Here is a 25,664-nt window from a genome sequence, read left to right as displayed (position 1 = left end):
TGTTCGACATTATTCGTACATTTAATTTTATAGTCCCTTTCTGCTAGTTAAACTTGAGAAGGTTGTCTCTTCGCTACTTTACCCGTAGTCGCTACAAGTAAACTCGTCGTCATTCCAACACAACAAACCGTGACTAATGACATACTTAGTTGAACAGTTTGAATAACTAAGCTACCAACAGTAATAATTAGAAGGTCGATGCAGAAAATCATCACACCAGGATTGATGGCCAACTTCCTTGCAATCATTTGCGCAAGCAAGTCCGTTCCACCAATACTAATATCCAAACGCAGCATGATGCCAACCCCCAGTCCAATCATAATGCCACCACAAACAGCACCGCCTAAAGGTGTTATACTAAGTAGCTTACCTATATTGTCCATTGGAGATAATACATCAATGATAAGGGATGACAGCAGCATGCCATGAATTCCGTTAAAAAAGAAAGGCCGATAAAAAATCCAAGCTACTATAAAAACCGGAATGCTCACTAGTAAAAATGTGAACCCCACTTTAATGCCTACTAAATAATGAAATATCAAGCTAATCCCTAACGCACCGCCTTCTAACAGACCAAAAGGTATAAGAAACCCATTTAAACCAATTGCAATAAACACACTTCCAATCACTATTGCCAATGCTCTTTTAAAAAAGTACACAGAACCCCACCTATCTCAACTACTTTGTAAAACTATATGTTTGTTATGAACAATTCATTTCAATTAAAAAAATGGCAAAAGGAATTAATCCTATTGAAATAGTACAGAGTAAGCATGAACTGAACACCATTTCAAAGGAGGTTATCATCACATGAATGAACCATCATCTACATCCAATGAAGAACAGCAAGACACACTAACCAATCGGCAGGGGCACCCTGTTACTAACAATCAAAATTTACGAACGGTCGGCAATCGAGGTCCTGCTGTGCTCGAAAATTATGATTTCCTTGAAAAAATTAGCCATTTTGACAGAGAACGTGTTCCAGAGCGCGTTGTCCATGCACGCGGGGCTGGGGCACATGGTTATTTTGAAACCTATGGAACAGCAGGTAATGATCCGGTTTCCAAGTATACGCGCGCTAAGCTCTTTCAAGAGAAAGGTAAACAAACGCCAGTCTTTGTGCGCTTTTCGTCGGTCATCCACGGTGGTCACTCCCCGGAAACGTTGCGTGATCCCCGCGGCTTTGCGGTCAAATTTTATACAGAAGACGGTAACTGGGATCTCGTCGGCAACAATTTAAAAATATTCTTTATCCGCGATGCCATTAAGTTCCCTGATATGATTCATGCTTTTAAACCCGATCCCATTACGAATATTCAAGATAGCGAGCGTTTTTTCGATTTTTGTGCTAGCTCTCCGGAATCATTTCATATGGTAACTTTTGTATATTCGCCTTGGGGAATTCCCGCCAACTACCGTATGATGCAAGGCTCCGGCGTCAATACCTACAAATGGATCAATGAAGAAGGTGTTGCAGTACTTGTGAAATACCATTGGGAACCAAAACAAGGCATTAAAAACTTAACCCAGCAGGAAGCAAGTGACATCCAAGGGACAAGTTTCAATCATGCGACCCAAGATTTGTATGACGCCATCGAGGACGGTGATTATCCTGAATGGGAGCTACTCGTCCAAGTGATGAGTGACGATGACCATCCCGAACTCGATTTCGACCCACTCGATGATACAAAATTATGGCCAGAAGATCAGTTCCCATGGCTGCCTGTTGGCAAAATGGTGTTAAACAAAAATCCTGAAGATTATTTTACAGAAGTAGAGCAAGTGGCATTTGGGACGGGAGTTCTTGTCGATGGACTCGATTTTTCTGATGATAAAATGCTGCAAGGTCGGACCTTCTCGTATTCTGATACGCAACGTCATCGAGTTGGTGCAAATTATTTACAGCTACCCATCAACTCTCCGAAAAAGCGTGTGGCAACGAATCAAAGTGGTGGACAGATGCAATACAAACTCGACCGTGCTCCCGACCAGAACCCTCATATTAACTATGAGCCATCGATGTTAGGTGGTTTACAAGAGGCACAACAGGATGGAAAAGAATATACACCTTATATTGAAGGCAACCTCGTACGCGAGTCGATTGATCGTCAAAGTAATACGAAACAAGCTGGAGAAACCTACCGTATGTTTGAGGAGTGGGAGCGTGAGGATTTAATTTCAAACTTAGTGGCCGACCTTTCAAATTGTGACTCCCGCATTCAAGATAAAATGATCGCTCTTGCTGATGAAGCCGATAAAGACTATGGGCGCCGCTTACGTGAGGGGTTAGCACAAGCAACTACAGGAGGATCTAGCCGGAAGCCACTCGGCAATCGAGATGGTGACAAAGCACCTGAAGATGCCGTTGATAAAGGTCATAATGCAGAACCTTATTAAAAAACCAGCTCACTCCATGGAGAAAATCCATTGGCGTGAGCTGGTTTTTTGTTGTACCTTCGAAAGAACTAAAACCTCAATAATTTTATTTTCAATTGATATGCATCAAACAATGGTGTATGATATACACTATAAAGAATGAGGTGATCCAATGAGTGACTTATTGAACTCCTTAACGACAGAATTACGAAGAGGAACGTTGACATTAGCTGTACTAAGCCAATTAAAAACACCACAATATGGCTATTCCCTCGTTCAACTGCTTGAAGAATCTGGAATCGAAATTGATCAAAGTACGTTATACCCTTTGCTACGGCGTCTTGAAAAACAAGAATTATTGTCAAGTAGCTGGGATACGACGGAAAGCAGACCTCGAAAATATTACTTGATAAGTGATTTAGGTATTGAGGTTTTTGAACAGCTACAAGCCGAGTGGGAGAAAATGACGAAGGAATTAAAGATTGTACTAAAAGGAGCTGAAACAAATGGAACTGATTGAAGTATATGTACGAGAGGTGACGCGTAGATTGCCCGAAAAAATGCGTAATGACATCGCTTTGGAATTGCGCTCGACAATTGAAGATATGCTTCCAGATGATTATACGGAGGACAATGTGAAGCAAGCACTTGAGAAGCTTGGCAATCCCATAACACTTGCCGCCCAGTATCGAGACCAGCCGATGCATCTCATTGGACCTAAGTTTTACGACACCTATATTTCAATACTAAAATTGACACTGACCATTGTATCCACCGTTGTTTTATCACTATTTATCATTGAGAAAATTGCGTCACTTTCAAACGTTGAAACATTGTCGCTCTTTTCTGTTGTTGGTTTCATCGTCGAAGCAATAGGGCTACTCCTCAGAACGGCCATCCTGGATTTCTTCTGTGTCACCATCGTTTTTATCATCTTAGATCGAACAATCTCGCCGACCATTCATGTTCCTCTAACGCTATCGGGTATACCATGGAAACCCGATGATTTAAAAAATATTCCTAACATCCCATTGAAAAAGGCCATCAAAATAGGTGAGATTGGCGCTGGCTTCATTTGGACAATTATTTGGGCTATCTTTTATTTTAAGGCTACACATCTCATTGGCGTGTATGAATCAAGAGAAGGTCAAGGCGGTCTAGAATTTGTTATGCCTGTTTTCCAGCATGATGTTCTTTTCTCCTATTGGCCACTTGTATCATTGCTCATCTTACTGGAGCTACTCTTGCTTACCTATAAAGCCAAGATACGTCAGTGGACATTCAAACTCGCGATAAGTAATACAATCGTCCAATTAATCGGCGTCATTGGCTTCATCATCATCGTCAGCAATTCCAATTTAGTGAATCCTGAATTCGTCACTTACTTCTCACAGCTACTAGACAACTCGCAAGATAATTTGTCTTCAGCGCTTAGCTGGGTCTATGGAATCATTATCGCGTCTGTCATTGTGACCAGTTTAATAGACTGCTATAGCGGTTTTCGTAAAGCAAAAATAAAATAAATAGGATGAAATAGCATAGAGGTGGAATCGGCTTTAGAAAAAGACTGGGATGTCTACATGCTCATTATTCAAATATTAACTATATTGAACAGGCACTTGCTTCATTTGATATTGAATGCATACACTTTGCTGACCCGGCACTTATGCATCGAGTCACTTCCGATCCAAATTTCAAGGAATTCGATGCTCAACATAAAGTCAAGAACAGCTTGAATGGATTGCCCAATCTAATGTAGATGCTATCCTGATTACGTGCACAAACTACATTGCCCTTTTACGGGAAGACTACCCATCAATAGCAGTGCGATTATAAAAATTGACGAGCCTTACTTTGATGCTATCCGTCATATACAGCAACCCCAGAAAATCCTTTTTACAAATCCCACCACTGTAGAAGGCACAATGGAACGGCTTCACCGTCATGCACATCACCTCCAAAAATCTTTAGATGTAGAGGTTGTTGTGATTAGCGATACATTTGACTTGATCATGCAGGGGCTAAAAGAGAAATATACGACCATATTCGAAAGTTTAACTACATAAAAACGAGATTCCGCTGTCATGGAATCTCGTTTTTATATATCCGAAAAAGATTTGGGATGCATCACTCATTAATATCACTCCACATCCTCACTAAACTGCGACACCCGATTGAAACTCGACTTACCAATTTCGCGAACTCAGACACCCCGGCGAGAAACTGTGTCACATACTCACTAAAAGATGAAGCCTCTTCGTAAAAATAGACGCCGTTCCAAGTTAACGTGTGAACTTTTTGAATACAAGTACCGCATTATGGCCACCGAAACCAAAGCCGTTTGAAATCGCATAGTTTATCTCCATGTGAATGGCTTTATTTGGAACGTAATTCAAGTCACATTCTTCATCAGGATTTTGATAATTAATCGTAGCAGGCACAATACCTTCCCCTACACTTTTCAGCGTAATTATCGCCTCAATTCCACCTGCGGCTCCGAATAAATGGCCAGTCATTGATTTAGTAGAGCTGACCTTTAATTGATAAGCATGGGCACCAAATATAGCTTTAATGGCTTTCGTTTCTGATTTATCGCCTTCAGGTGTGCTCGTTCCATGCGCATTAATATAATCAATATTAGTAGGGTCAATTTGTGCCATTTCTAAGGCCAACTTCATGGCTCGTGCCGCCCCGTCAAAATCAGGAGACGTAATATGAAAGGCATCCGTTGTTGAGCCATAGCCTACGATTTCGCCTAGGATGGTTGCACCTCGTTTTTTAGCATGTTCATATTCCTCAAGTACTAAAATACCTGCCCCCTCTGACATGACGAAGCCATCGCGCCCACCATCAAAAGGACGACTCGCCTTTTCGGGTGTATCATTTAACGTAGACATGGCTCTCATTCTTGAGAATCCGGCAAAGGATAACGGATTGACCGAAGCTTCCGCGCCTCCTGCTACAATGGCATCAGAATAGCCGTGCAAAATATTTAAGTAAGCCTCACCGATTGCGTGGTTCCCCGTTGCACAAGCAGAAACTGGCGAAAAGCTCGGACCTTTAAAACCATTTTTAATCGCGATAATACCCGCCGCCATATTACTGATCATCATGGGTGCCATAAATGGAGAAACTCTCCTTACACCTTTTTCTAATAAAAGTTTATGGTTGTCCATTACAGTATCGATTCCACCGATACCTGATCCGACATAAACCCCGATGCGCTCCCTATTCACAGTATCAAGGTCAATTCCAGATTGATCGATCGCTTGTTTTGCTGCTGCATAGGCATACTGCGCAAACAAATCATATTTCCCTAATTCTTTTTTATCAAAGTAGCTTTCTGCATCAAAATCATTTACAATCCCAGCAATTCGCGTGTTAATTTCTGCGAATTCATCGGACTCAATTTTCTTAATGCCAGATTTACCTTCTTTAATATGATTCCAAAGCGTATCAACATCATTTCCTAATGGCGATACGACTCCATACCCCGTTACAACCACTCGACGTTTCATATAATACCTCCAATAAATTCGTCATGACTTACTATTTCCATAGACTAGCTGTTTTAATTGATCAAATACCGTAGAAACTAAATCTTCTCCCACTACACGTCTATATTGCAGCGCACCTTTTACACTAGATATAAGAAGCGTAGCTAATGCTGCTGTATCAATTGTCGGTTGAAGTTTCCCCTCTTTTTTAATGTCTTCAAGAAGTTTTTTGAGATAATCTATTTCCATCTGACTTATTTGTTGTATGCTCTCTTGCATAGTAACTGGCAAAAAATTAAAATCTGCCTGTAAAGACGATAAAGGACATACCTCATTGTTTCCTATTTGTTTAGCCCTACTCGCCATAAACTCCCATGGTTTATCTTCAAAATTGATTTGAGCTTGATCAATGTCTACATAAGATTTTTCTAGTCCTTTTTTTATTTTTGTACACACGGCAAAACCTAAATCCTCTTTCTTAATGAAATGATAATGAATGCTTGCTTTCGTTACACCAAGTTCTTTCGCTAAATCATCATAACTAAAAGATAAATAACCCTTTTCTCGAATATTTCTGAGTGCTAGCTCAACAATTTGTGATTTTCTATTTTCCATAACTAAATACTAACTTACTAATAGGTAAGTGTCAATTATTTCAAATCGTTAGCAGTAAATATTTCTGTAAAATGTAAAATCCCTATCAAAATTGATAGGGATTTTGTTTGTTTTAAAAATCAAAGTTATCCGGATCTGGACCCACACGCTGATTCTGATTCAAGCTATCAATCTGCTTCATATCTTCTACTGTTAATTCAAAATCAAACACAGTTGCGTTTTCGGCAATACGATGGGCTTTCGTTGATTTCGGAATTGTCACGACGCCATTTTGTAAATCCCAACGTAAAATAATTTGGGCAACAGACTTTCCGTGTTTATCGGCAATCTTCTGAAGTTCCGGATTATCAAGCAGCTGACCTTGCATCAGCGGAGACCATGCGCCCAACTGAATGCCGTGTTGCTGACAAAATGCTTGTAGTTCTTTTTGCGTCAAACGTGGATGGAGCTCCACTTGGTTAACCATTGGCTTAATTTCCGCATCTTTCATCAACTCTTCAAGATGGGGAATTTGGAAGTTACTAACCCCGATTGCTTTGACCCGTCCCTCTTTATAAAGTGTTTCCAATGCAAGCCAAGTCTCTTTATACTTACCGGCTACTGGCCAATGAATGAGATAGAGGTCCAAATAATCCAATCCTAGCTTCGTTAAGCTTTCTTCATATGCCGCAAGTGTTGCCTCGTACCCTTGTTCTGAATTCCAAACCTTCGACGTGATAAATAGATCTTCCCTCGCAACATTTGCTGCACGTGTCCCTTGCCCGACTCCTGCTTCATTGCCATAAATAGCTGCCGTATCAATACTACGATAGCCATATTCAATCGCAGTTTTTACTGCATTCACGAGCTCCTGCCCTTCTTCCACTTTAAAGACGCCCAGACCAAACCAAGGCATTTCCACACCGTTATGCAATGTTGTTGTAGATTGTAAGTTTTTCATGATTGAATGACCTCCATTTTTAATTTGAATCAGCAGAAGCCCCCCGCTTCTATGAATTGTAGGGTAAACGCAGAAAGGCATACGAATCAGCAAAATTTCATTTCCCTGCTGATTCAAATTAAGCCTCCGGCGGATGTCACAAATTTTGAGGGGAGTTAATTGCGCAAGCGCAATTCAAAATTCGGACGCAATTACGCCAAGGCGTAATTGATTTTAAGACAGTTTCAATCGCTGTTGATCTTTTCTTTCTAGCATTCGACTAACCCCTGTTAATAGCGCCGCAACCATAACCATTATCGCGCCAATCCAAGCAGTATGAATGAGTCCTATCGAATCCGTTACCACTCCGCCCACATACGCACCGATGGCAATCCCTGCATTAAATGCAGCAATGTTCATAGCTGAAGCAACATCTACTGCGCTTGGGACAAAGCGTTCCGCTAACATCACGACGTACACTTGCAGTCCAGGCACGTTCATGAATGCAAACAAGCCCATGAAGAGTACCGTGACTAAACCAACGACTTTGAATGGTGCTGTAAATGTTAAAATGAGTAGTACAATTGCTTGTGCTATAAACATATAAAACAACGCATGAATCGGATTTTTGTTTGATAGCTTACCGCCAATCATATTACCAATCGCAATGGCGACCCCATAAGCTAATAAGATTATCACAATTGTACCTTGCCCAAATCCGGTTATTGTCTGAAGTAATGGGGATAAGTAGGTGAATACGACAAACGTTCCCCCATACCCTAGCGCTGTAATACTCAAGACCAGCAATATCCGACCATTCGTGACAAGCTTCATTTGGTCCCGTATGCTTGTCGGAGCACTTTGTCGTAAATCTGATGGAACAAGAACACTATTCGCGATAAACCCGACAATTCCTATGACAACAATTGCCACAAAGGCAAAGCGCCAACCAAACTGCTGACCAATGAACGTACCAAACGGAACGCCTGTAATCGTCGCTACAGTGAGTCCTGTAAACATGATTGAAATCGCGCTTGCTCTACGATTTTCGGGCACTAAATCAGCTGCAATTGTCGAGCCAATCGACATAAATACACCATGGGCAAAGGCTGCAATGACACGAGCGACCAATAAAATGGTAACACTTGTTGCACTCGCCGCAATGCCATTCCCAACTATAAAGATTATCATAATCCACAACAACAATGATTTCCGTGGCATTCTTGAAGTGAGCGATGTTAAAATCGGTGCACCTACCATTACGCCTACCGCATACAGTGAAACAGTCAATCCCGCTGTTGTCACCGATATATCTAAGTCGTGCGCTATCAACGGCAACAGCCCTACACTCACAAACTCAGTTGTTCCAATTGCAAATGCACTGACCGCTAACGCAAGCAGCGCAAACATACTTCTCTTTTTATCTACAGTCATTTTTTCTTCTCCTACTCCTTAGACATTTTATTTTGCAAAAATAAAAAATAGTAATCGTGTTATACACCGGCAAATGTTAGTATGAGTCATAGGGTTCCAAAAGAAAAGTACGCACTTTAAAGTACGATAGGCACCCAAAAGTTATATAGGTACCCTCAGGTTCCTATAGTCGAGGAGGATAATAAATGATAAAAAAGAAGTACAATATATCTGTAGAAGCAACATTAGAAGTCATCGGGGGTAAGTGGAAATGTGTCATTCTATGCCATTTAACACATGGTAAAAAACGAACAAACGAATTGAAGCGCCTCATGCCTGATATCACGCAAAAAATGCTTACGCAGCAACTACGTGAGTTAGAAGCAGATGGCGTCATTAACCGGATCGCTTACAACCAAGTGCCGCCAAAAGTAGAATATGAACTGAGCGAATACGGTTTAAGTTTGGAAAATATATTAGATGCACTATGTGCGTGGGGGGCTGTACATATCACGAAGGTCTATGGAGATAAATTTTCTGTCTTAGAGGACAGCATTTTAAATGATAAACTGAAATCATAATTGACATAAGTTATCCTTCAAACCCAATTTCCTATATTAAAAACGCACTCCGTATGAATCACATTACGGAGTGCGTCTCTTTATTCACTTAAAACCATCTACCAACAATCGGATAATTATACGTTTCGCCACTAAGCGTCTTGATAATCCCCATTATCGGAATAATAATCGTCATCAAACCAAATATAATAAGGAATGGAATGCCGATAAGGATGATACTCAACACAATCGAAATGGTAATCAATATCCCCATCACAACTTGAAACAAAATAGCTTGAACCGCTACTCTTTTCACTGCTGCATCCGCTACAACCAAGTAAATAATAAATGGTACTAAAAAGGGCATGAAAAAAGCACTCGCATGTACCAATATTTTCAATCCTTTATTATCAAAAGAATCATACTTACTTTCCATATAAAAAACCTCCTACTCTTTCTAGTCTCTTAATTATACGGATGACACAAAAGGAAGTTTCATTTATTTCAAATGGATGATGAATTTTTGATAAAGCTCGTTCAGTTTTTCCACATCAACGGACTCCTTGACATCATCTGTCACATCATACTTCTCTTTGAGTATCAAAATCCGTTTTACACTTTCATTCAACCGCTGTTCCGTAATGTCTCCTGCCTCAAAAGCCTTCACAAATGCATTAACCGTATTGATTTGATTATCATAACCGTTCACAATGAGTAACAAATCACTTCCTGCAATGAAGGACTGAACTGCTGCTTCTGGAATGGTATAGTTATTCGCGATGGCGCCCATTGTTAAATCATCTGTGATAACGACGCCTTCAAATTGCATATCATTGCGCAATAGGTCTGTAATAATCGCTTTGGACATGGACGAAGGATAATCTGGATCAAGTGCTGGGAATAAAATATGAGCGACCATGACAGCATCAGCAGCTGCTTCAATGGCTTGTTGAAAAGGGACAAGCTCCACTTTTCGCAGCCTTTCCAACGATGTTTTCACCTTCGGCAATGCCTTATGTGAATCCACAATTGTATCCCCGTGCCCCGGAAAATGTTTAACAACTGAAATAACGCCATTATCCGTCATACCACGCATAGTCGCAATGCCTAAACTTGAAACTAGCCCGGAATCTGTCCCCAATGATCGATCCCCAATCACCGGGTTTTTCGGATTACTATTGATGTCCAACACAGGTGCAAAATTCATATTGTAGCCAAATTCCTGAAGCACTTCAGCTAGATAACTACCAGCACGATAACTTACTGTTTCATCATATTGCTGACCCATTTTTGCACTTGCCGGTAGTTTAGGAATCCCTGCCGGCAACCTTGAAACCCTACCTCCTTCTTCATCAACAGACATGAATAAAGGGATTTTGTTCGGCTCATTTGCTTTTTTTATGTCATTCATCAACTGCAGCATTTCCGGCGTTGTCGAGACATTTCTACCCATCATAATCACGCCACCGACATGATAATTTCGAATAAGATTGTCCATCTCGTCCGAAAATACCGTTCCATCTACTCCTATCATAAGAAGCTGTCCAATCTTTTCCGTCAATGTCATTTGACCAATCATCTCATCAATCGGTGAAACGACAATTTGGGGTGGCTCGATAATAACCGGCACTTTTTCGGGAAAGTCTACCATCGGAGATATTGTTTCACTTTCGTCTTTGCTACTCTCCTTTGGTGCTGATTGGAAACATCCTGATAGTAACAAGAGACAACAGATAACCCAAAAAACGACTGTACCATGACGATTCATCCTCACTCCCCCTCGATTTTATTTCCACCGATCGATTGCGGCTTGAATGGTCGCAAGTGACACAGACCCTTTCTGCATAGGAGGCGGACATGATTGATTGTATGCAAAAATATTGCTGTTTAACTTTTCTATTTGACTGTCCCAATCTGCCGCTGGGTTAGCAGCGTAACCTTCTGCAATGGCCATCACTTCATCACGAATGTCATGCTGCAGCTTCAACCATTGGGGCTTATAGCCGGCATCCTTCGCGATTCGTTGGAAATGCTGAAAGGTGTCCCCAGAAAAATAGTCTTGCGATAGCGGCTTTCCTTGCCCCTTCAAGTTGTCCATACCGCCCTCTGCCGTATGCTTTTTTAGAATATCTCCCATAAGGTCATTGTACGGTGGAATGAAATGATTGTCCTTCATCGATAGCCCCCCTTATTTTTTAAGTTCTAAAATATGCTTCTGCTCAGCTGTATAATCTAGCTTCATTCTTTCCAGTTCAAGTTTCATTTTCTCCGTCTCCACAATGAAATTCTGCTGCTTCAATTTTTCCAATTCAATTTCATCACGAATAAATTCTGCTTTCAGTTTCACAACTCTACGATTATGATCTGTAATAATTGCAGTAATCGGAATAGTCATGACGATTGCAACGATTATTATAGCACCCAGCATGGTAATCTCCCCTTATTTCTATAGTCTAGTCAATTGTACATTATTGTAATTGTCAGTCATAGGATTTTCAGCAAAAAAGCCGACTGCATTTAGCAATCGACTGCTTACACATTACTATTTAGTACTTACAAACGTTGCCGGCATCACTACGCCTACGACTTCCCCTGTCGCACAAAGCGTGTCATCTGCAAATACTTCCACCGACACTTTAAATTTTTTCGGGTGGATCTCTTCCACTTTTCCAACTGCCTTTAACAAAGCTCCATGCGGTGTTGGTTTCATATAATTGACATTCAACGAGGCCGTAACAAATCGCGGCGGCACTTCCCCACCACCCGGTTCGTACCCGTTCTTCCGATGAAGTGCCAGTGCACATGAACCCGTCCCATGACAATCAACAAGCGAAGCGATTAGCCCACCATAAACAAAGCCTGGTATCGCGATATGCTTCGATGACGGTTCATAAAACGTCACCGTCTCCTCACCTTGCCAGCCTGTCCGAAAATGGTAGCCCTCTTCATTCAATCTTCCACAGCCAAAGCACCAAGCAAAATCATCTGGATATTCGTCTTGAATCGCATGCAAAACTTCTTTTGTCATCGTCATCATCCTCCCATTCTATCGAAGTTAGTATAACATTCTTTTAATCGTTCAAAATATCTTTCAAAAACTTCTCTCGATGATCCAGAAAATATTTCGTAATCTGATAGTGCTCCGTCGATTCGTAGTTCGTTTCTTTGATTTCTCCATCATCAAAACTTAATATTGTCGCATCCGGATAACCTAAAATAATCGGGGAATGCGTCGCGATAATGAATTGGCAATCTTCCTCTCGAACAAGATCATGCATGATACGTAAAAAGGTCAATTGTCGTTGGGGTGATAGAGCGGCCTCTGGCTCATCGAGTAGGTAAATAGCTTTTCCTCGAAATCGATTTAGAAATAATGACAAAAATGATTCCCCATGTGATTGCTGATGTAGTGATTTCCCACCATAATTTTGATAAGTACGGTACGCCTCACCTGGTTGACTTGCCACCTCATCAAGATGAGAAGCATAATGATAAAATGATTCAGCCCGCAAGAAGAAGCCATTCGTTACTTTCGGCATCCATGACAATCGTAAATGTTCACTCAATACACTTTCCGATGCATCCAAATCATATGTATTATTCCTACCCCCACCTGCTGGATTAAACCCACATAAGTCTGCAATGCCCTCCAGCAATGTCGACTTGCCAGAACCATTTTCGCCAACAAAAAAGGTCACTCGCTTTGTCAAATCCAATTCGGTCAAGGATTGGATAGAAGGTATAGAAAAAGGATATTCCTCTTTCCCTGATGCTTCTTCTTGAAGAAGCGTTATTCTCCTTAGAACCAATTGTTCATCCCTCCAATCTTACACTTTTTATAGTCACAAGCACGATACTAACCACTATCGTCTGCGTATACTACAGAAACGAAATGTAGGGGGTATTGATTATGAAAATGAGAGCATTCCTACTCATTGCCATTCTCATTGGCGGTAGCTATACGATGATACAGTCGTTCAACGACTACAACGAAAAGCAGTTTACGGACCTTCTTAATACCATGAATCCATCATTCACCACAGCACTCTTCACAAAACCATCCACTTCGGGAAACACCAGTGAAACATGGCATGTCGATGAGCATTCCGAAATTGACAGTTTATTGAACTTCCTTCAAGGTTACCATGTCCGGAAATTAAAGCCCGAAGAAATAAATACGAATGACGAAACCGAGGAGTTCAGTATTCAGTTACAAGACAAAGACGGAAATACCTTAAGCATCCTTGTCAATGAAAACCTGATTATCCAAAACTCTTTGCTATACTACGAAATTGTAGATGGTCCACTTGATACGGAGTGGCTTGTTCATTTTTTTATTAGCAATCAGATTTGACCTCCTCCTGTTCAGCCAATCTATCAGCCTATCAAAAATTAAATGGCGATAGAAATCACAGCCAGAAACCCGATTCGATAGATTTCTATCGTCCATTTTCTTGCCTGCCGATTGTATCGCCATTCCATAAAATCCTTAAACAAAGACACCACTACAAAAAGTGATATGCAAAAGCGTCCGCTCTTAACGGAAATCAGCGGGATGTCGGATTATTTAATTCAATGTAGATTCATACTTCTATTATCTTCTCTAATTGCTCAACTATTCCATTAGGGTAAATCATTTGTTGCCTTGAAACAAAATCAGCTATCGGGAACCATTTAGCAATCGCTCTCTTATTCCCTTCTATCACCTCAAATATTTCTCTTTTATAATCAGCCTTATCTTTAAAACCAACTAGGTATAATTGAATAATTTCATGTCCCATATCTTCGTCAATCCAAAAAATGTTTTCCAAACAACCTATGTATTGCTGGATAATGATATCTACATTCAATTCCTCTTCGTATTCCCTTACTAAAGCATCCGCAGATTTCTCACCATATTCTATCGATCCGCCAATCGGTCGATAATAAGTACCCTCTCCCGTTGAATGTTTCCCCTGAAATTCCTCAACTAAGATTTGATTATTGTAAAGTAGAATACCTAACGTTTTTGCCCTTGGATACATAGCCCCCTGCCTCATTTATTGCAAACCTTGAAACAAATAAGGTACCGATGTAGACAGTAGGTTTTCAATGCCTTTATTATAATAGGGCATGCATTCATTCGCATAACTCATTTCTTGCCACTTAACGTCTAAAATACCATCCGTATCTTGAATTCCAAGTTCTCCACCTGTCAGTTCTGCTATGAATGTGAAAAACAGGACATGATTATTTTCTTGCTTCCTAAACGCTTCATTCACCGCAGCCAACGCTCCTATTTTAACCGTTAAGCCTGTTTCCTCTTTCACCTCTCGAATGGAAGCCTGTTCCAATGTCTCGCCTTTTTCTACTCTCCCACCTGGCAATGTCCAGTTATTGTATTTCTTATTTTTCACCATCAACACTTTTCCCTCTTGTACAAGTAACGCGTAAACAACATCAACTCTTTGCATAATTCAATTTCCCCTTTCACACTTGGCGTTTCGTATATACTTAGATTAATCGTACTTAAAAAGGAGCTCATAATAATGGATTTTAAAAATATCGAAGAACAAGTGATTCAAAAATATCAAGACGATGAACAGCTTATGATTCGTTTGTTCGTGCAATGGTGCGCTAATCATCAGTTAGATCCCCATGCGTTATATAAACGTGCTTATCCACACCAACAAGAAAATGCCGCCATGCAGAACATCATCGAACAAGCTGATACCGAAGATGATCTCAATATCGATAACGAAACAATGCTCGATGTACTCCAACTGTTCGGCAATGAAGACCTGGCTTTTATTGTAGCGGACGAAATTGAACGTCTTACTCAAAAATAAGACACCACAACGTTTATTTACTTATATACGAAATCACCTGATCTATGTAACTATTTAAAGGCCTCCCAGAATCGACTCTTAGACATTCGAGATGTGGGGGTCTTTTACTATTCTCCATCCATTCTACAAAAGCCTCCTCAGAAGAAACTTGCTGAATTTGACTAATCATTCGTGTTCGGCTCTTCAGCCTCCGTTGTATTTCCTTTATATCATTCAAATAACATTCAACATATTTGTACTTCGCATGATGTTTCTCGGAGAGCTTAGTCCCCTTTTCAACCATTTCCGCATAGAAGCAAGGACTATCCATTATAACGCTATGGCCTTCGGATAAATGAAAATCGATTAATGACCACTCAATATCGTACGCTATTTTACCAGCAGCATTTGCATCCATTTGAATCGTTTCCAAAGATGTTAATAATGCCGATTTGACAATATCATGATCAATGATAATTGCACCCGTTAATTTTGCTATTATTCTAGCAAGCGTTGACTTTCCTGAGCCAGGAAATCCAGACATTTGTAGAAAAAACATAACACGCACATCCCCTCACTCACTATCTTACTATTCTAAAAAGGTCGATTCGTTTTTACTTTTCCTCTACTCTATTATATACTATTATTTAGTTCGACATCCGTAATAAAAGGGAGAGATGTGAGTTGGTTAAAAGTTTGCCACTACGTTCAGAAGTAAAGGTAGAAGAAACATGGAATTTACAGGATTTATTCAAAACAGAGGAAGACTACAATGCAGCAATCGCTGCGCTTGAAAGAGCCGTTGATGTGTTTGCTGAGAAATACGCTGGCAATATTTCCAATGCCACAACAGTTAATGAAGCATTACAAGGCTATGCCGCTATTTATGAGAAAATTGTTCCTATCGGTACGTATACAAGCCTAGCATCTAGCACAGACCAAACAGATGATACGGCTCAAATGCGTTCAAGTAAATATGGTTCAATTGCCGCTAAACTCAATAGCAAGCTGTCATTCGTCAATAGCGAGCTTTCCGAATTACCCGTTGCTACATTGAAAGAAGCAATGCAACAATCTGCCGACTTTGAAAACTACTTGGAAAAACTAATCCGTAAAAAAGACCATCAATTGCACCCTGAAGTCGAGAAAACACTCGCTGCATTTTCTTCAACATTCAGTGGACCTTACGGCTTGTACAATACTACAAAAATGGTTGACATGTCATTCGATGATTTTGAAGCAGATGGGCAACACTATCCGCTAAGCTATGTATCATTTGAAGGTGATTGGGAATCTGAAGCAAATACTACCAAGCGTCGTGCAGCATTTGAAGCCTTCTCTGCTAAATTGAAGGATTATCAGCATACAACGGCAAAAACATATGACATGCACCTACAAATAGAAAAAACAACATCTGATGTACGTGGCTACGAAACGATTTTCGATTATTTATTGTTCAATCAAGAAGTCGATAAATCTATGTATGACCGCCAAATCGACTTGATCACGACAGAGCTTGCACCGCATATGCGCAAGTATGCAAAACTACTTCAAAAAGTACACGGCTTAGATAAAATGACGTTCGCTGATTTAAAAATTCCACTTGATCCAACGTATGAGCCGACAATCACGGTAGAGGAATCGAAAAAGTATATCGACGATGCACTGGCGATTATGGGTGATGATTACTTGAACATGGTGCAACGTTCTTACGACGAACGCTGGATTGATTTCGCGCAAAATAAAGGAAAATCAACAGGTGCTTTCTGTTCAAGCCCTTATGGCAATCACCCGTATATCCTCATTTCTTGGACAGGTAGCATGGAAGACGTCTTTGTACTTGCTCATGAGCTTGGACATGCTGGGCATTTCTATAATGCCAACCGCGAGCAAAATGTTTTTAATGCACGTCCGTCTTTATACTTCATCGAAGCACCTTCCACGATGAACGAAATGCTAGTTGCCAATCATCTGTTAAACAACTCGGATGATCCGAAATTTAAGCGTTGGGTTATTTCTTCTATCGTGGCACGTACGTACTACCATAACTTTGTGACGCACTTGCTAGAAGCCGCTTATCAGCGCAAAGTCTATGAGCGTATCGATGCAGGTGGCAGTGTTAATGCAGGCGTGTTGAATAGCTTGAAACGCGGCGTTCTAGAAGAATTCTGGGGAGACGACGTTGAGATTACAGATGGTGCTGAATTGACATGGATGCGTCAGCCACACTATTATATGGGCTTATATCCATACACATACAGTGCAGGACTAACAATTTCAACACAAGTGTCTAAGCGTGTATTAGCAGAAGGTCAACCAGCTGTCGATGAATGGTTGGAGGTCTTGAAAGCTGGTGGCACAAAATCACCTGCCGATCTTGCCAAAATGGCTGGTGTTGATATTACAACAGACCAACCGCTGCGTGACACCATTGCTTATATTGGCGAGTTGATTGACCAGCTTGTTGAATTAACGGAAGAAATCGAAGCGAATCACTAATATGAAAAGACCATCCAAATTGCTTGGATGGTCTTTGTCATTACACTATTATTTCATCCACTCGGGCTTACCAAAACCTTGGAATTCCTCATCGATTACTTTTTCAAATTGTGCGGATTCAACGATTTCAACAATATCCTTCGCAAATTGCTTGTCCAGATTTTCCGTTTTCACTGCTACTACATTACGATATTGGTCGGGCATGTTTTCAAGTGCTAATGCATCTAGCAAATCCATACCTGCCGACAGGGCAAAGTTTCCAGGTACTGCTGCTAAATCTGTACTTTCAACAGAACGAGGAAGCTGACCAGACTCGATAGGTAAAAACTTCAAATTCTTATGATTCACTGTCACATCTTTTTCCGATGCTTTTAATAACTCAATATTCGGGTCAAATTCAATCAGCCCTTCATCCTGTAAAACAATTAACGCACGAGCTGCATTGACAGGGTCATTCGGTAATGTAATCTTAGAACCATCTGCAATCTCTTCAATCGATTTGAATTTATTCGAATAAATTCCCATCGGAGCCGTTGGTACATTAATTAGCTTAGACAAATCGAAGTCATTTTCTGCCACAACATTTTCTAAATACACGGTATTTTGGAATAGGTTCGCATCTATAGCGCCATTTTCAAGCGCTTGATTCGGTTGAATATAATCACTAAACTCTTTCAACTCAACTGTATAGCCCTTTTCTTCTAGCCCCGGGATAATTGCTTTTTTCAACATATCACTATACGGACCCGCTGTTGCTCCAAGTACTAAAGATTTTTCATCTGTGGAATTTTTTCCTCCACAAGCAGCTAATGCAGCTACAAGGGCAATAAGTATACAACTAAATAATAACTTTTTCATCATACATTCTCTCCTCTTTTATCGTTTATCAACTGATTTTGAAATCCAATCGCCTGCAAGCTGAATGATTTGTACAAGCACAATTAAAATAATAACTGTCACAACCATGACCGGTGTATCGTAGCGATAGTAGCCAAAACGGATAGCTAAATCTCCCATTCCGCCCCCTCCGACGACCCCAGCCATTGCCGAATAAGCAATCAAACTGATGACCGTCAACGTCAAGCCTTGAATAATACTCGATTTTGCTTCCGGCAATAAAACATTCCGTATAATCATCCATGGACTTGCGCCAATTGAAATCGCTGCTTCAATGACTCCCTTATCAATTTCCCGAAGTGAGGTTTCCACTATACGCGCGAAGAACGGAATCGCCGCTGCCGATAAGGACACACTTGCCGCTGTTGGACCAATTGGAGTCCCAACAAGGAATGTCGTCAAAGGAATGAGTAACACTAGTAAAATAATATAAGGAATGGAACGAACCATATTGGTCAGAAAACCAAGAGCAGATTTCACTGCGATATTCTCTAAAAATAATCCTTTATCCGTCGTAAATAATAAAATACCTAGTGGTAACCCTATAATCAGCGCAACAATAAGCGAGATACCTACCATGAACAATGTTTCACCAAATGCCTTGGTCATATCGGGTAACAACTCGATAATACGCTGCGTATCACTTCCCATCCTGAATCACCTCCACATGTACATGACGAGATGACAAATAGGCAATCGCTTGTTCAACTTCAGCTGTATCTCCTACTAACTCCAGCACAAATATCCCCAGTGGCATTTCTTGAATATACTCAATCGAGCCATGCAAGAAATTCCCCTGCACGCGAAACTGCTGAATCATTTCAGATATAACGCCTTCCCCGGCAACATTACCCTTGAACATCAATTTAATAATACGCCCTGTACAACTGTCTAAAATAGCTGCTGGAACGTCAAAGGACACCACACTACTGATAAACTCCTTCGTCAGCTCCTCTTGAGGGTCTGAAAAAATATCATACACCTGTCCTTCCTCAATCACTTTCCCATCCTGCATAATCGCCATTCGATCGCAAATCTCTTTCACTACATGCATCTCATGTGTGATTAACACAATCGTAATTTGGAGTTCAGCATTGATTTTCTTCAATAACCTCAAAATTGATAATGTCGTATTTGGGTCCAAGGCAGATGTCGCTTCATCACATAATAATACCGATGGATTATTCGCCAGCGCACGCGCAATGCCAACCCGTTGCTTTTGCCCACCACTTAACTGTGCCGGATAGACATCGCGCTTCTCCGATAGACCAACCATGTTAAGCAGCTCTGTTACGCGATCACTAATTTTAGCCTCTGGTGTTTTAGCCGCACGTAATGCAAATGCAATATTTTCATATACCGTCTTTTGACTAATTAAGTAAAAGTGTTGAAAAATCATCCCAATTTTCAATCTTGCTTGACGCAAGCTTTTACCTCTTAACTTCATCAAATTGACGCCATCTATTAAAATCGTACCTTCCGTCGGCTTTTCCAATAAGTTCAAACAACGAATTAACGAACTTTTTCCCGCACCCGAATAGCCAACAATTCCGAAAATCTCACCTTTATTAATTTCCAGTGAAACATTGTCGACACCTTTGACGAGTCTCTCTTTTGTTTGATAAACCTTCGAAACGTTTTGAATTTGAATCATCGGCTTCTCCTCTTTCTACTAAATCACATGCACTGAATAAAATAAAAAACACCCCTTTCATAATAAATGAAAGAAGCACCGAAAATATCGTTTCAGCTTATCTTTCAGAATAACATCACTCTGTAGGAGTTGGCACCTTCCTTGCTTCATGCAAGGGGTTGCTGGACGTCATCGGGCCTATCCCTCGGTCGCTCTTGATAAGTTTACTATTTAGTTGAATCAATTACGCAACAGCCATAATTGCGTCGGGATTTTGAATTGTGTTAGCACAATTAACTCCCAAAAAAATCCCTGACATCCGCCGGAGGCTTAACATAGAGGAATTGAACTTCATTCCTCCCTAATAAGCAGGGAATTTGAACTCCCTCTGATTGAAATACTTCTCCATCATTCATGCTGTCGCTTATAGAAGCGGTAGACCGCTACTGAATCAAGTTAAAGTATATGATACATATTAGTCTGAACAGACTAACTTGTCAACCTACAAATAATATTGCACAATTAGTACAATATTGCTAGTAAAGCAATAACTCCTGTATACTAGCATATACATAATTGACTACCTAAAACGAAAGAGGTAATTCCATGACACTTTCAAATCGATTGAAAAATTTACCACCACACTTCTTTTCTTCACTCGTGCGCAATGTTGAACAAGCACTTGCTGAAGGGCGCGATGTCATTAACTTAGGCCGAGGTAATCCAGACCAACCTACACCGCCTCATATTGTCAAAGCATTGCAAGAAGCTGTTGAAGATCCAGCAACACATGGCTACTCACCCTTTAGAGGGATTGCAGAATTCAAACAGGCTGCTGCTGACTTTTACAAACGCGAATACAATGTCGATATCGACCCCAAAACCGAAGTAGCTGTACTATTTGGCACCAAGCCTGGACTAGTTGAATTACCACTTGCCCTTATGAATGAAGGGGAACTACTATTACTACCAGATCCAGGTTATCCCGATTATTTATCCAGTGTCAGTTTAGCTAATATCAACTATGATACGATTCCTTTACTAGCAGAAAACAACTTTTTACCGGATTATAGCAAGTTATCCGACGAACAAAAAAAGGCCAAGTTAATGTATTTAAACTATCCAAACAACCCAACAAGTGCTACTGCCACGATTCCATTTTTTGAAGAGACAGTCGCTTTGGCTAAAGCGAATGACATCGCAATTATGCATGACTTTGCTTATGGTGGTATCGGTTTTGACGGTCAAAAACCTGTTAGCTTTTTGCAGGCAGAAGGTGCTAAAGAGGTCGGAATTGAAATGTACACCTTGTCAAAGACGTATAATATGGCCGGCTGGCGCGTTGGTTTTGCTGTCGGAAATGCTGACATTATTCAAGCCATCGGTACCTTACAAGATCATTTATTCATCGACATCTTCCCAGCCATTCAACGTGCTGCCGCCGTTGCATTAACCGGCAGTCAAGACTGCGTAGATGAGCTTGTAGCTTTGTATGAAAGCCGCCGTAATGTATTAATTGCAGAGTGTAATCGAATTGGCTGGAACGTCGTCGCACCAACAGCCTCATTCTTCGCATGGCTACCCGTTCCGACAGGCTATACAAGCGCAACGTTCACAGATATTCTGTTGAATAAAGCCGATGTCGCCGTCGCACCAGGTCACGCCTTTGGTCCCTACGGTGAGGGCTATGTACGTGTGGGGTTATTGGAAACGGAAGATCGCTTGAGAGAAGCCATTGCACGTATTGAAAAGTTAGGTTTATTTTCATAATAATGAATGTAAACCGCTAATCAAACGATGTATATCCGAGCCGGCATAAGAGTGCCGGGCATCCATAAACCAGGATTATAAAAGTGTTAAAAATACCCATATCGCTTGTAGGATAAGCAAAAGGGTATTGACGTCTTACTACACTGGATCAATACTCTTCCGATTTTGATCTATGCAGTGAGTCCACTTTTAAACCTGCTAGAGGGAGAGGGTATAGTCTGTGTTTTAATTAAGATCGTTTCATTATACTTTATAAATGATTATCCGAACATATGCTTAACAGGGCAAATAGATTAAAAGCATTCTTGCATGATGGGCATATTGATATCGATATTATTCCAGCAAAAATCGACATCTGTCCTAATATTTCAGGATAAAACCGGATTTTTTGCCAGTAAAGCTGTTGCAAAAATAAATATTATTTGTTTGAGCATCGCATAAAAGCCAAATATCACGATGTAAACTTCTATATTTATCTGAATTTCTTGTGGCCCTCCCGAATCTCAAAACCTTGAATTTCCGGTTTAATACTCCCCTAGTCAACGGCAATCCAAGTAGCATACATTAATTAAATAAAACAGGCCGTATATCTGATTAAAAAATCGTGATATACGGCTGTTTGCCATGCAAATCGGAAGAAACACTTAGTTTTTATAATTCTGATTTACATTCATTCACATATTAATAAGTATATTTCGCATGAGTGGTTAGGGGACTACTGAAAACTGAAACCGGTGATACTGAAATATTAGCTCCCGAAAAATTTACTGAAGGAGTAACGTTTAGAGCATTTTTTTGGTGAGCATAATGACCATAAGCATCAATTCGTTTTATACTAGAGGAATATGCCTCGACTTCGAATGCAGCAAAACTTAACAATTCAGTAACATGAGTATTATAACAACCTGTCCCTGAATAAATGTTTTGGGGTAATTGAATAGTCAAGGCATATCCCGACACATTACAGAATGATTAGAACACAACGATTTTGCATTCCTGCTACACCATATTCATATGGTAAGATCACAGTAATAATGAAACACTAGATGGGCTTTTTAATGAATTATGCATAGATATAAACGAATCAGATTGGACCGTTCACTTTACAACGATAGATTGAATTTTTAAAAGGGTCTTAAGATAACCTTAATCTGTATTGAAACCTAATCCACAATAACTACAGTAATAGAAGGATGGTGCACCTAGTTATATCAAAGATTATTCATTGATTTCATTCCATAAAAAAATTGTGTTTGTATTACCCTTAATTGTCCAGAAGAACACTCAAATTTATAAATATCTGCAAAAAGTAGATTTTACTTTATTGTTGATTTTTTGAAATAAATAAAAGGGCTATTCGATTTTCATCTCGAACTCCCTTTTGCTCTGTAAATCATCAAGACAGCTTAGGCTAGTCTAACAGATTATTATCATTATCATAAAACGTGAATTTAGTTGGAAACATATCTTGTTTATTATTAGTGAGCTTTTTAAATTTCATAAACACCGTTTCATTCGATACATCTATAAAATATTCTTGATTACTTACTGTAGTGATTTTAATTTTAGCAATTTCTCCGTTTAAATTTTGTCCTAACACCACTCCATATTTTCCTTTATTCGTTTTATACTCTCTATAGGTAACATCTGGTTCTTTGTTAAGACTTATGAATTGTAGTTTTTGATTCCAGCCCTGTTTAAAATGTACAAATCCATAATCTCCACTTTCAAATTGTATTTGAGCCAGCCAAGTATTGGAATCTGCTATTCTAGACAAATAAAAAACTTTATCGATAGACTCCCCAGCCGATTCATTTGTAAATTCTGTTAGAAATAGTTTCACATTTCCTGTTGAATTATCAATTTTATATTTATTAAAATGTATAATAAGATAAACTGATATGCTGATGATGATTATCCAAAATAGTATTTTGTTTTTTTTCAATTGCATACCCTCCCTCATTTATAATTCTTTTATTATTACAGTTATTCAATATAAATATGGGAAAACCTTTTATTTTACGATTTGGGCAGTTTTCATAATTTATATACTTTTAATAAGAACAATCACGTCTATACTAGTTGTGTATAGTGAATCTTCTTGCTATACTTACCCGATTTGTTGTAGTGGGTCTTTTGCTTGACGAAAAGGGTGAATGCTAATAAACTACAAAAATATTTGAACATACCAATGGATGACACCCACATTGCGACTTTTATCGCACAAAACCTACTTTTTAAAAATTAGCACACAAAAGAAAAATTGACAAGGTTATCAACTAGAAACCATCGAATTATTATTTGATTGCTCTTTTTTCAATTCATCAATTTGCTTTTGAAGTTTGTCAATTTCTTGTTGCTGCTGCGCATCAGAAATCAAGCCTTCTTCTATCGAAATTGCTCCACCGATTGTTTGCAAGGCATCACCTAATACCGAAATGGCTGACCCTAAAAGCGAAATTTTAGCACCCCTATTTAAGGAGTTACCAGTAGACATTATTTTATTGTTAATGACCGGATAATTTCGTCGCACTATCATCGCCCCTCTAACCATTTTCCCGAATGATTATTTCAGCTTACAAAATATTATATGTTATTGATTGTGGTTGCGGACCTACCATAATAGATGATGAATCAGATAGATCAATACGATACAGACACGACAAATCCTAGCTGCACAGAATCAGCAATGCGCTTATAGCCAATCTCCTGATAGATTTTATTCGATGTTGGATTCATTAAATCCGTATACAGCACGCAGAAATCATAGCTTTTGAGCAGTTCTGTTGAACAAGCCGCCACCATCGTCCGAGCATAGCCTTTTTTACGCTCCTCATGCGGTGTGAAAACCAAGGATACCGTGACACCGTGCTCGGTAGGACGCGATTTTTTCATCATCGACACAACTTTCCCTTCATGCTCCCACAAAAATACTTCTCGCTCATTGACAAATAAGGCCACGCGCTTTTGCACATCTTCTAGCGGTGTAATTGGAAGCCCTGTATCCTCCTCAAATACCGTAAACCATCCTTCAATCAGCGAACAATCTCCTGCATCCGCCAAACGCCAGCTTCCAGGACTTTGTTGTAATGCTTCATTTACTTCGTCTAACCTATACAATCCTTGATCCATCAATAACTGATGGGCCATTCCCGTTTGCACTTGCCATTTCTCGGCAAAATGGTATGCCCACGACTTCAAGCTGATAACAGAACTGACTTCAATTTTGAATTGCATTAATTTCTTAATTAATAAACCCAAAATTTCTTCAGTTCGTTTTTCGTCCACAATAATGAGATTTAACGGATGTGGTGGTGTCATTTGCATTAACGCCAGCACTTCGCCATCCTCTTCAATCGTCGCCATGAACGGATTGTCATAGCGGCCTGCTTTAATTGCTTGTAAGACTCCAAAAAAGAGGCTGTAGACGTCTTCTCTTTCAGCTAAGATCGGCTCCGCTTGCAATGCAAAGTCATGTACATTTGTATACTGTTTAAATTCCATTGCCATTTCCCCCTAAACACTATTTAAAAAAGGATATGACACCTTTCCAAAAAAAGGTACCATATCCTTTAAATTAACCGAATGTTTCACCACTGTCTAGACTTAATTGCCATTCAACACCAAACTTGTCCATTATTTTCCCACCTTCATCGATTAGAGAAGAATAAGATA

General features: G+C 39.9%; 28 protein-coding genes, 1 pseudogene and 1 riboswitch. Of the genes and pseudogenes, 9 read left to right on the top strand and 20 right to left on the bottom strand.

The features are described 5' to 3' along the window. Positions 1 to 47: 47 nt before the first annotated feature. A complete protein-coding gene (locus N1I80_RS07355; protein ID WP_340737242.1) occupies positions 48 to 659 on the bottom strand; it encodes a YitT family protein in 612 nt (203 codons plus the stop codon). A gap of 151 nt (positions 660 to 810) precedes the next feature. Here N1I80_RS07355 and N1I80_RS07350 point away from each other — a divergent pair, with 151 nt between their 5' ends. The 4 genes and pseudogenes from N1I80_RS07350 to N1I80_RS07335 all read left to right on the top strand — a co-directional run. Continuing rightward, complete coding sequence (locus tag N1I80_RS07350) at positions 811 to 2,400, top strand: catalase (protein WP_340737241.1); 1,590 nt, start codon at positions 811 to 813, stop codon at positions 2,398 to 2,400. 151 nt (positions 2,401 to 2,551) lie between these two features. Continuing rightward, complete coding sequence (locus N1I80_RS07345) at positions 2,552 to 2,899, top strand: PadR family transcriptional regulator (RefSeq protein WP_340737240.1); 348 nt, start codon at positions 2,552 to 2,554, stop codon at positions 2,897 to 2,899. Next, positions 2,886 to 3,902 (top strand): HAAS signaling domain-containing protein, encoded by a 1,017-nt coding sequence (locus N1I80_RS07340; protein ID WP_340737239.1) that lies wholly within the window; start codon positions 2,886 to 2,888, stop codon positions 3,900 to 3,902. The genes N1I80_RS07345 and N1I80_RS07340 overlap by 14 nt, the downstream gene beginning before the upstream one ends. 26 nt (positions 3,903 to 3,928) lie before the next feature. Further along, a pseudogene (locus N1I80_RS07335) lies at positions 3,929 to 4,415 on the top strand (hypothetical protein); the annotation flags it as partial. A gap of 246 nt (positions 4,416 to 4,661) precedes the next feature. Here the strand turns inward: N1I80_RS07335 and fabF are convergent. The 4 genes from fabF to N1I80_RS07315 all read right to left on the bottom strand — a co-directional run bounded on the left by fabF (position 4,662) and on the right by N1I80_RS07315 (position 8,844). Further along, complete coding sequence (gene fabF / locus N1I80_RS07330) at positions 4,662 to 5,897, bottom strand: beta-ketoacyl-ACP synthase II (RefSeq protein WP_340737238.1); 1,236 nt, start codon at positions 5,895 to 5,897, stop codon at positions 4,662 to 4,664. 21 nt (positions 5,898 to 5,918) lie between these two features. After that, the gene (locus N1I80_RS07325) at positions 5,919 to 6,491 is read right to left on the bottom strand and encodes a TetR/AcrR family transcriptional regulator (RefSeq protein WP_340737237.1); all 573 of its coding nucleotides are present in this window, start codon (positions 6,489 to 6,491) and stop codon (positions 5,919 to 5,921) included. Between the two features lie 112 nt (positions 6,492 to 6,603). Beyond that, positions 6,604 to 7,431, bottom strand: coding sequence for an aldo/keto reductase (locus N1I80_RS07320; RefSeq protein ID WP_340737236.1), 828 nt, complete (start codon positions 7,429 to 7,431; stop codon positions 6,604 to 6,606). A gap of 213 nt (positions 7,432 to 7,644) precedes the next feature. Beyond that, positions 7,645 to 8,844 (bottom strand): MFS transporter, encoded by a 1,200-nt coding sequence (locus N1I80_RS07315; protein ID WP_340737235.1) that lies wholly within the window; start codon positions 8,842 to 8,844, stop codon positions 7,645 to 7,647. Positions 8,845 to 9,029: 185 nt separating this feature from the next. Here N1I80_RS07315 and N1I80_RS07310 point away from each other — a divergent pair, with 185 nt between their 5' ends. Next, complete coding sequence (locus N1I80_RS07310) at positions 9,030 to 9,404, top strand: winged helix-turn-helix transcriptional regulator (RefSeq protein ID WP_340737234.1); 375 nt, start codon at positions 9,030 to 9,032, stop codon at positions 9,402 to 9,404. Between the two features lie 88 nt (positions 9,405 to 9,492). Here N1I80_RS07310 and N1I80_RS07305 read toward each other — a convergent pair whose 3' ends face one another. The 6 genes from N1I80_RS07305 to N1I80_RS07280 all read right to left on the bottom strand — a co-directional run bounded on the left by N1I80_RS07305 (position 9,493) and on the right by N1I80_RS07280 (position 13,192). After that, positions 9,493 to 9,819 carry a DUF4870 domain-containing protein gene (locus N1I80_RS07305; protein ID WP_340737233.1) on the bottom strand — a complete coding sequence of 109 codons (327 nt, stop codon included), beginning with the start codon at positions 9,817 to 9,819 and terminating at the stop codon, positions 9,493 to 9,495. Positions 9,820 to 9,882: 63 nt separating this feature from the next. Beyond that, entirely contained in the window at positions 9,883 to 11,151 is a 1,269-nt protein-coding gene (gene nagZ / locus N1I80_RS07300) for a beta-N-acetylhexosaminidase (protein WP_340737232.1), read from the bottom strand. Between the two features lie 18 nt (positions 11,152 to 11,169). Further along, complete coding sequence (locus N1I80_RS07295; protein WP_340737231.1) at positions 11,170 to 11,559, bottom strand: DnaJ family domain-containing protein; 390 nt, start codon at positions 11,557 to 11,559, stop codon at positions 11,170 to 11,172. Between the two features lie 12 nt (positions 11,560 to 11,571). Then, positions 11,572 to 11,811 (bottom strand): hypothetical protein, encoded by a 240-nt coding sequence (locus N1I80_RS07290; protein ID WP_340737230.1) that lies wholly within the window; start codon positions 11,809 to 11,811, stop codon positions 11,572 to 11,574. 114 nt (positions 11,812 to 11,925) lie between these two features. Beyond that, the gene (locus N1I80_RS07285; RefSeq protein ID WP_340737229.1) at positions 11,926 to 12,411 is read right to left on the bottom strand and encodes a PaaI family thioesterase; all 486 of its coding nucleotides are present in this window, start codon (positions 12,409 to 12,411) and stop codon (positions 11,926 to 11,928) included. A 43-nt stretch (positions 12,412 to 12,454) separates the two neighbouring features. Beyond that, the gene (locus tag N1I80_RS07280; RefSeq protein ID WP_340737228.1) at positions 12,455 to 13,192 is read right to left on the bottom strand and encodes an AAA family ATPase; all 738 of its coding nucleotides are present in this window, start codon (positions 13,190 to 13,192) and stop codon (positions 12,455 to 12,457) included. A 101-nt stretch (positions 13,193 to 13,293) separates the two neighbouring features. Between N1I80_RS07280 and N1I80_RS07275 the strand changes: the two genes are divergently transcribed. Then, on the top strand, positions 13,294 to 13,737 hold the full coding sequence (locus tag N1I80_RS07275; RefSeq protein ID WP_340737227.1) for a hypothetical protein: 444 nt from the start codon (positions 13,294 to 13,296) through the stop codon (positions 13,735 to 13,737). A gap of 229 nt (positions 13,738 to 13,966) precedes the next feature. Here the strand turns inward: N1I80_RS07275 and N1I80_RS07270 are convergent, their stop codons facing one another. Together N1I80_RS07270 and N1I80_RS07265 are read right to left on the bottom strand one after the other, a co-directional pair. Next, complete coding sequence (locus N1I80_RS07270) at positions 13,967 to 14,407, bottom strand: NUDIX hydrolase (protein WP_340737226.1); 441 nt, start codon at positions 14,405 to 14,407, stop codon at positions 13,967 to 13,969. 15 nt (positions 14,408 to 14,422) lie between these two features. Continuing rightward, entirely contained in the window at positions 14,423 to 14,836 is a 414-nt protein-coding gene (locus N1I80_RS07265; protein WP_340737225.1) for an NUDIX hydrolase, read from the bottom strand. A gap of 75 nt (positions 14,837 to 14,911) precedes the next feature. On the opposite strand from N1I80_RS07265, the gene N1I80_RS07260 reads away from it, so the two are divergent. After that, positions 14,912 to 15,211: a hypothetical protein gene (locus N1I80_RS07260; RefSeq protein ID WP_340737224.1), complete on the top strand. Its 300-nt coding sequence runs from the start codon at positions 14,912 to 14,914 to the stop codon at positions 15,209 to 15,211. 13 nt (positions 15,212 to 15,224) lie between these two features. On the opposite strand, the gene N1I80_RS07255 is transcribed toward N1I80_RS07260, so the two are convergent. Then, positions 15,225 to 15,749, bottom strand: a complete 525-nt coding sequence (locus N1I80_RS07255) for an AAA family ATPase (protein WP_340737223.1) — start codon at positions 15,747 to 15,749, stop codon at positions 15,225 to 15,227. Positions 15,750 to 15,874: 125 nt separating this feature from the next. On the opposite strand from N1I80_RS07255, the gene pepF reads away from it, so the two are divergent. Beyond that, positions 15,875 to 17,689: an oligoendopeptidase F gene (gene pepF, locus N1I80_RS07250; protein WP_340737222.1), complete on the top strand. Its 1,815-nt coding sequence runs from the start codon at positions 15,875 to 15,877 to the stop codon at positions 17,687 to 17,689. 48 nt (positions 17,690 to 17,737) lie between these two features. On the opposite strand, the gene N1I80_RS07245 is transcribed toward pepF, so the two are convergent. The 3 genes from N1I80_RS07245 to N1I80_RS07235 are packed head-to-tail and all read right to left on the bottom strand — an operon-like array spanning position 17,738 to position 20,240. Then, positions 17,738 to 18,547: a MetQ/NlpA family ABC transporter substrate-binding protein gene (locus N1I80_RS07245; protein WP_340737221.1), complete on the bottom strand. Its 810-nt coding sequence runs from the start codon at positions 18,545 to 18,547 to the stop codon at positions 17,738 to 17,740. 18 nt (positions 18,548 to 18,565) lie between these two features. Continuing rightward, entirely contained in the window at positions 18,566 to 19,237 is a 672-nt protein-coding gene (locus N1I80_RS07240) for a methionine ABC transporter permease (RefSeq protein WP_340737220.1), read from the bottom strand. Further along, positions 19,227 to 20,240: a methionine ABC transporter ATP-binding protein gene (locus tag N1I80_RS07235; RefSeq protein WP_340737219.1), complete on the bottom strand. Its 1,014-nt coding sequence runs from the start codon at positions 20,238 to 20,240 to the stop codon at positions 19,227 to 19,229. Before N1I80_RS07235 ends, N1I80_RS07240 begins: the two co-directional genes overlap by 11 nt. A gap of 94 nt (positions 20,241 to 20,334) precedes the next feature. Further along, positions 20,335 to 20,444: riboswitch (SAM riboswitch) on the bottom strand. A gap of 381 nt (positions 20,445 to 20,825) precedes the next feature. On the opposite strand from N1I80_RS07235, the gene N1I80_RS07230 reads away from it, so the two are divergent. Beyond that, positions 20,826 to 21,989, top strand: coding sequence for a pyridoxal phosphate-dependent aminotransferase (locus N1I80_RS07230; protein ID WP_340737218.1), 1,164 nt, complete (start codon positions 20,826 to 20,828; stop codon positions 21,987 to 21,989). 1,411 nt (positions 21,990 to 23,400) lie between these two features. Here the strand turns inward: N1I80_RS07230 and N1I80_RS07225 are convergent. The 3 genes from N1I80_RS07225 to N1I80_RS07215 form a co-directional block, all read right to left on the bottom strand. Continuing rightward, positions 23,401 to 23,934: a hypothetical protein gene (locus N1I80_RS07225; RefSeq protein WP_340737217.1), complete on the bottom strand. Its 534-nt coding sequence runs from the start codon at positions 23,932 to 23,934 to the stop codon at positions 23,401 to 23,403. 330 nt (positions 23,935 to 24,264) lie between these two features. Next, positions 24,265 to 24,522 (bottom strand): hypothetical protein, encoded by a 258-nt coding sequence (locus N1I80_RS07220; protein WP_340737216.1) that lies wholly within the window; start codon positions 24,520 to 24,522, stop codon positions 24,265 to 24,267. A gap of 110 nt (positions 24,523 to 24,632) precedes the next feature. After that, positions 24,633 to 25,493, bottom strand: coding sequence for a GNAT family N-acetyltransferase (locus N1I80_RS07215; protein ID WP_340737215.1), 861 nt, complete (start codon positions 25,491 to 25,493; stop codon positions 24,633 to 24,635). Positions 25,494 to 25,664 lie beyond the last annotated feature (171 nt).

It is taken from the genome of Sporosarcina sp. FSL K6-3457 (genome assembly GCF_038007285.1).
Lineage (GTDB): Bacteria > Bacillota > Bacilli > Bacillales_A > Planococcaceae > Sporosarcina.
Note: the sequence above shows the minus strand (reverse complement) of the source record. Positions and strands in the feature narration are given on the sequence as shown.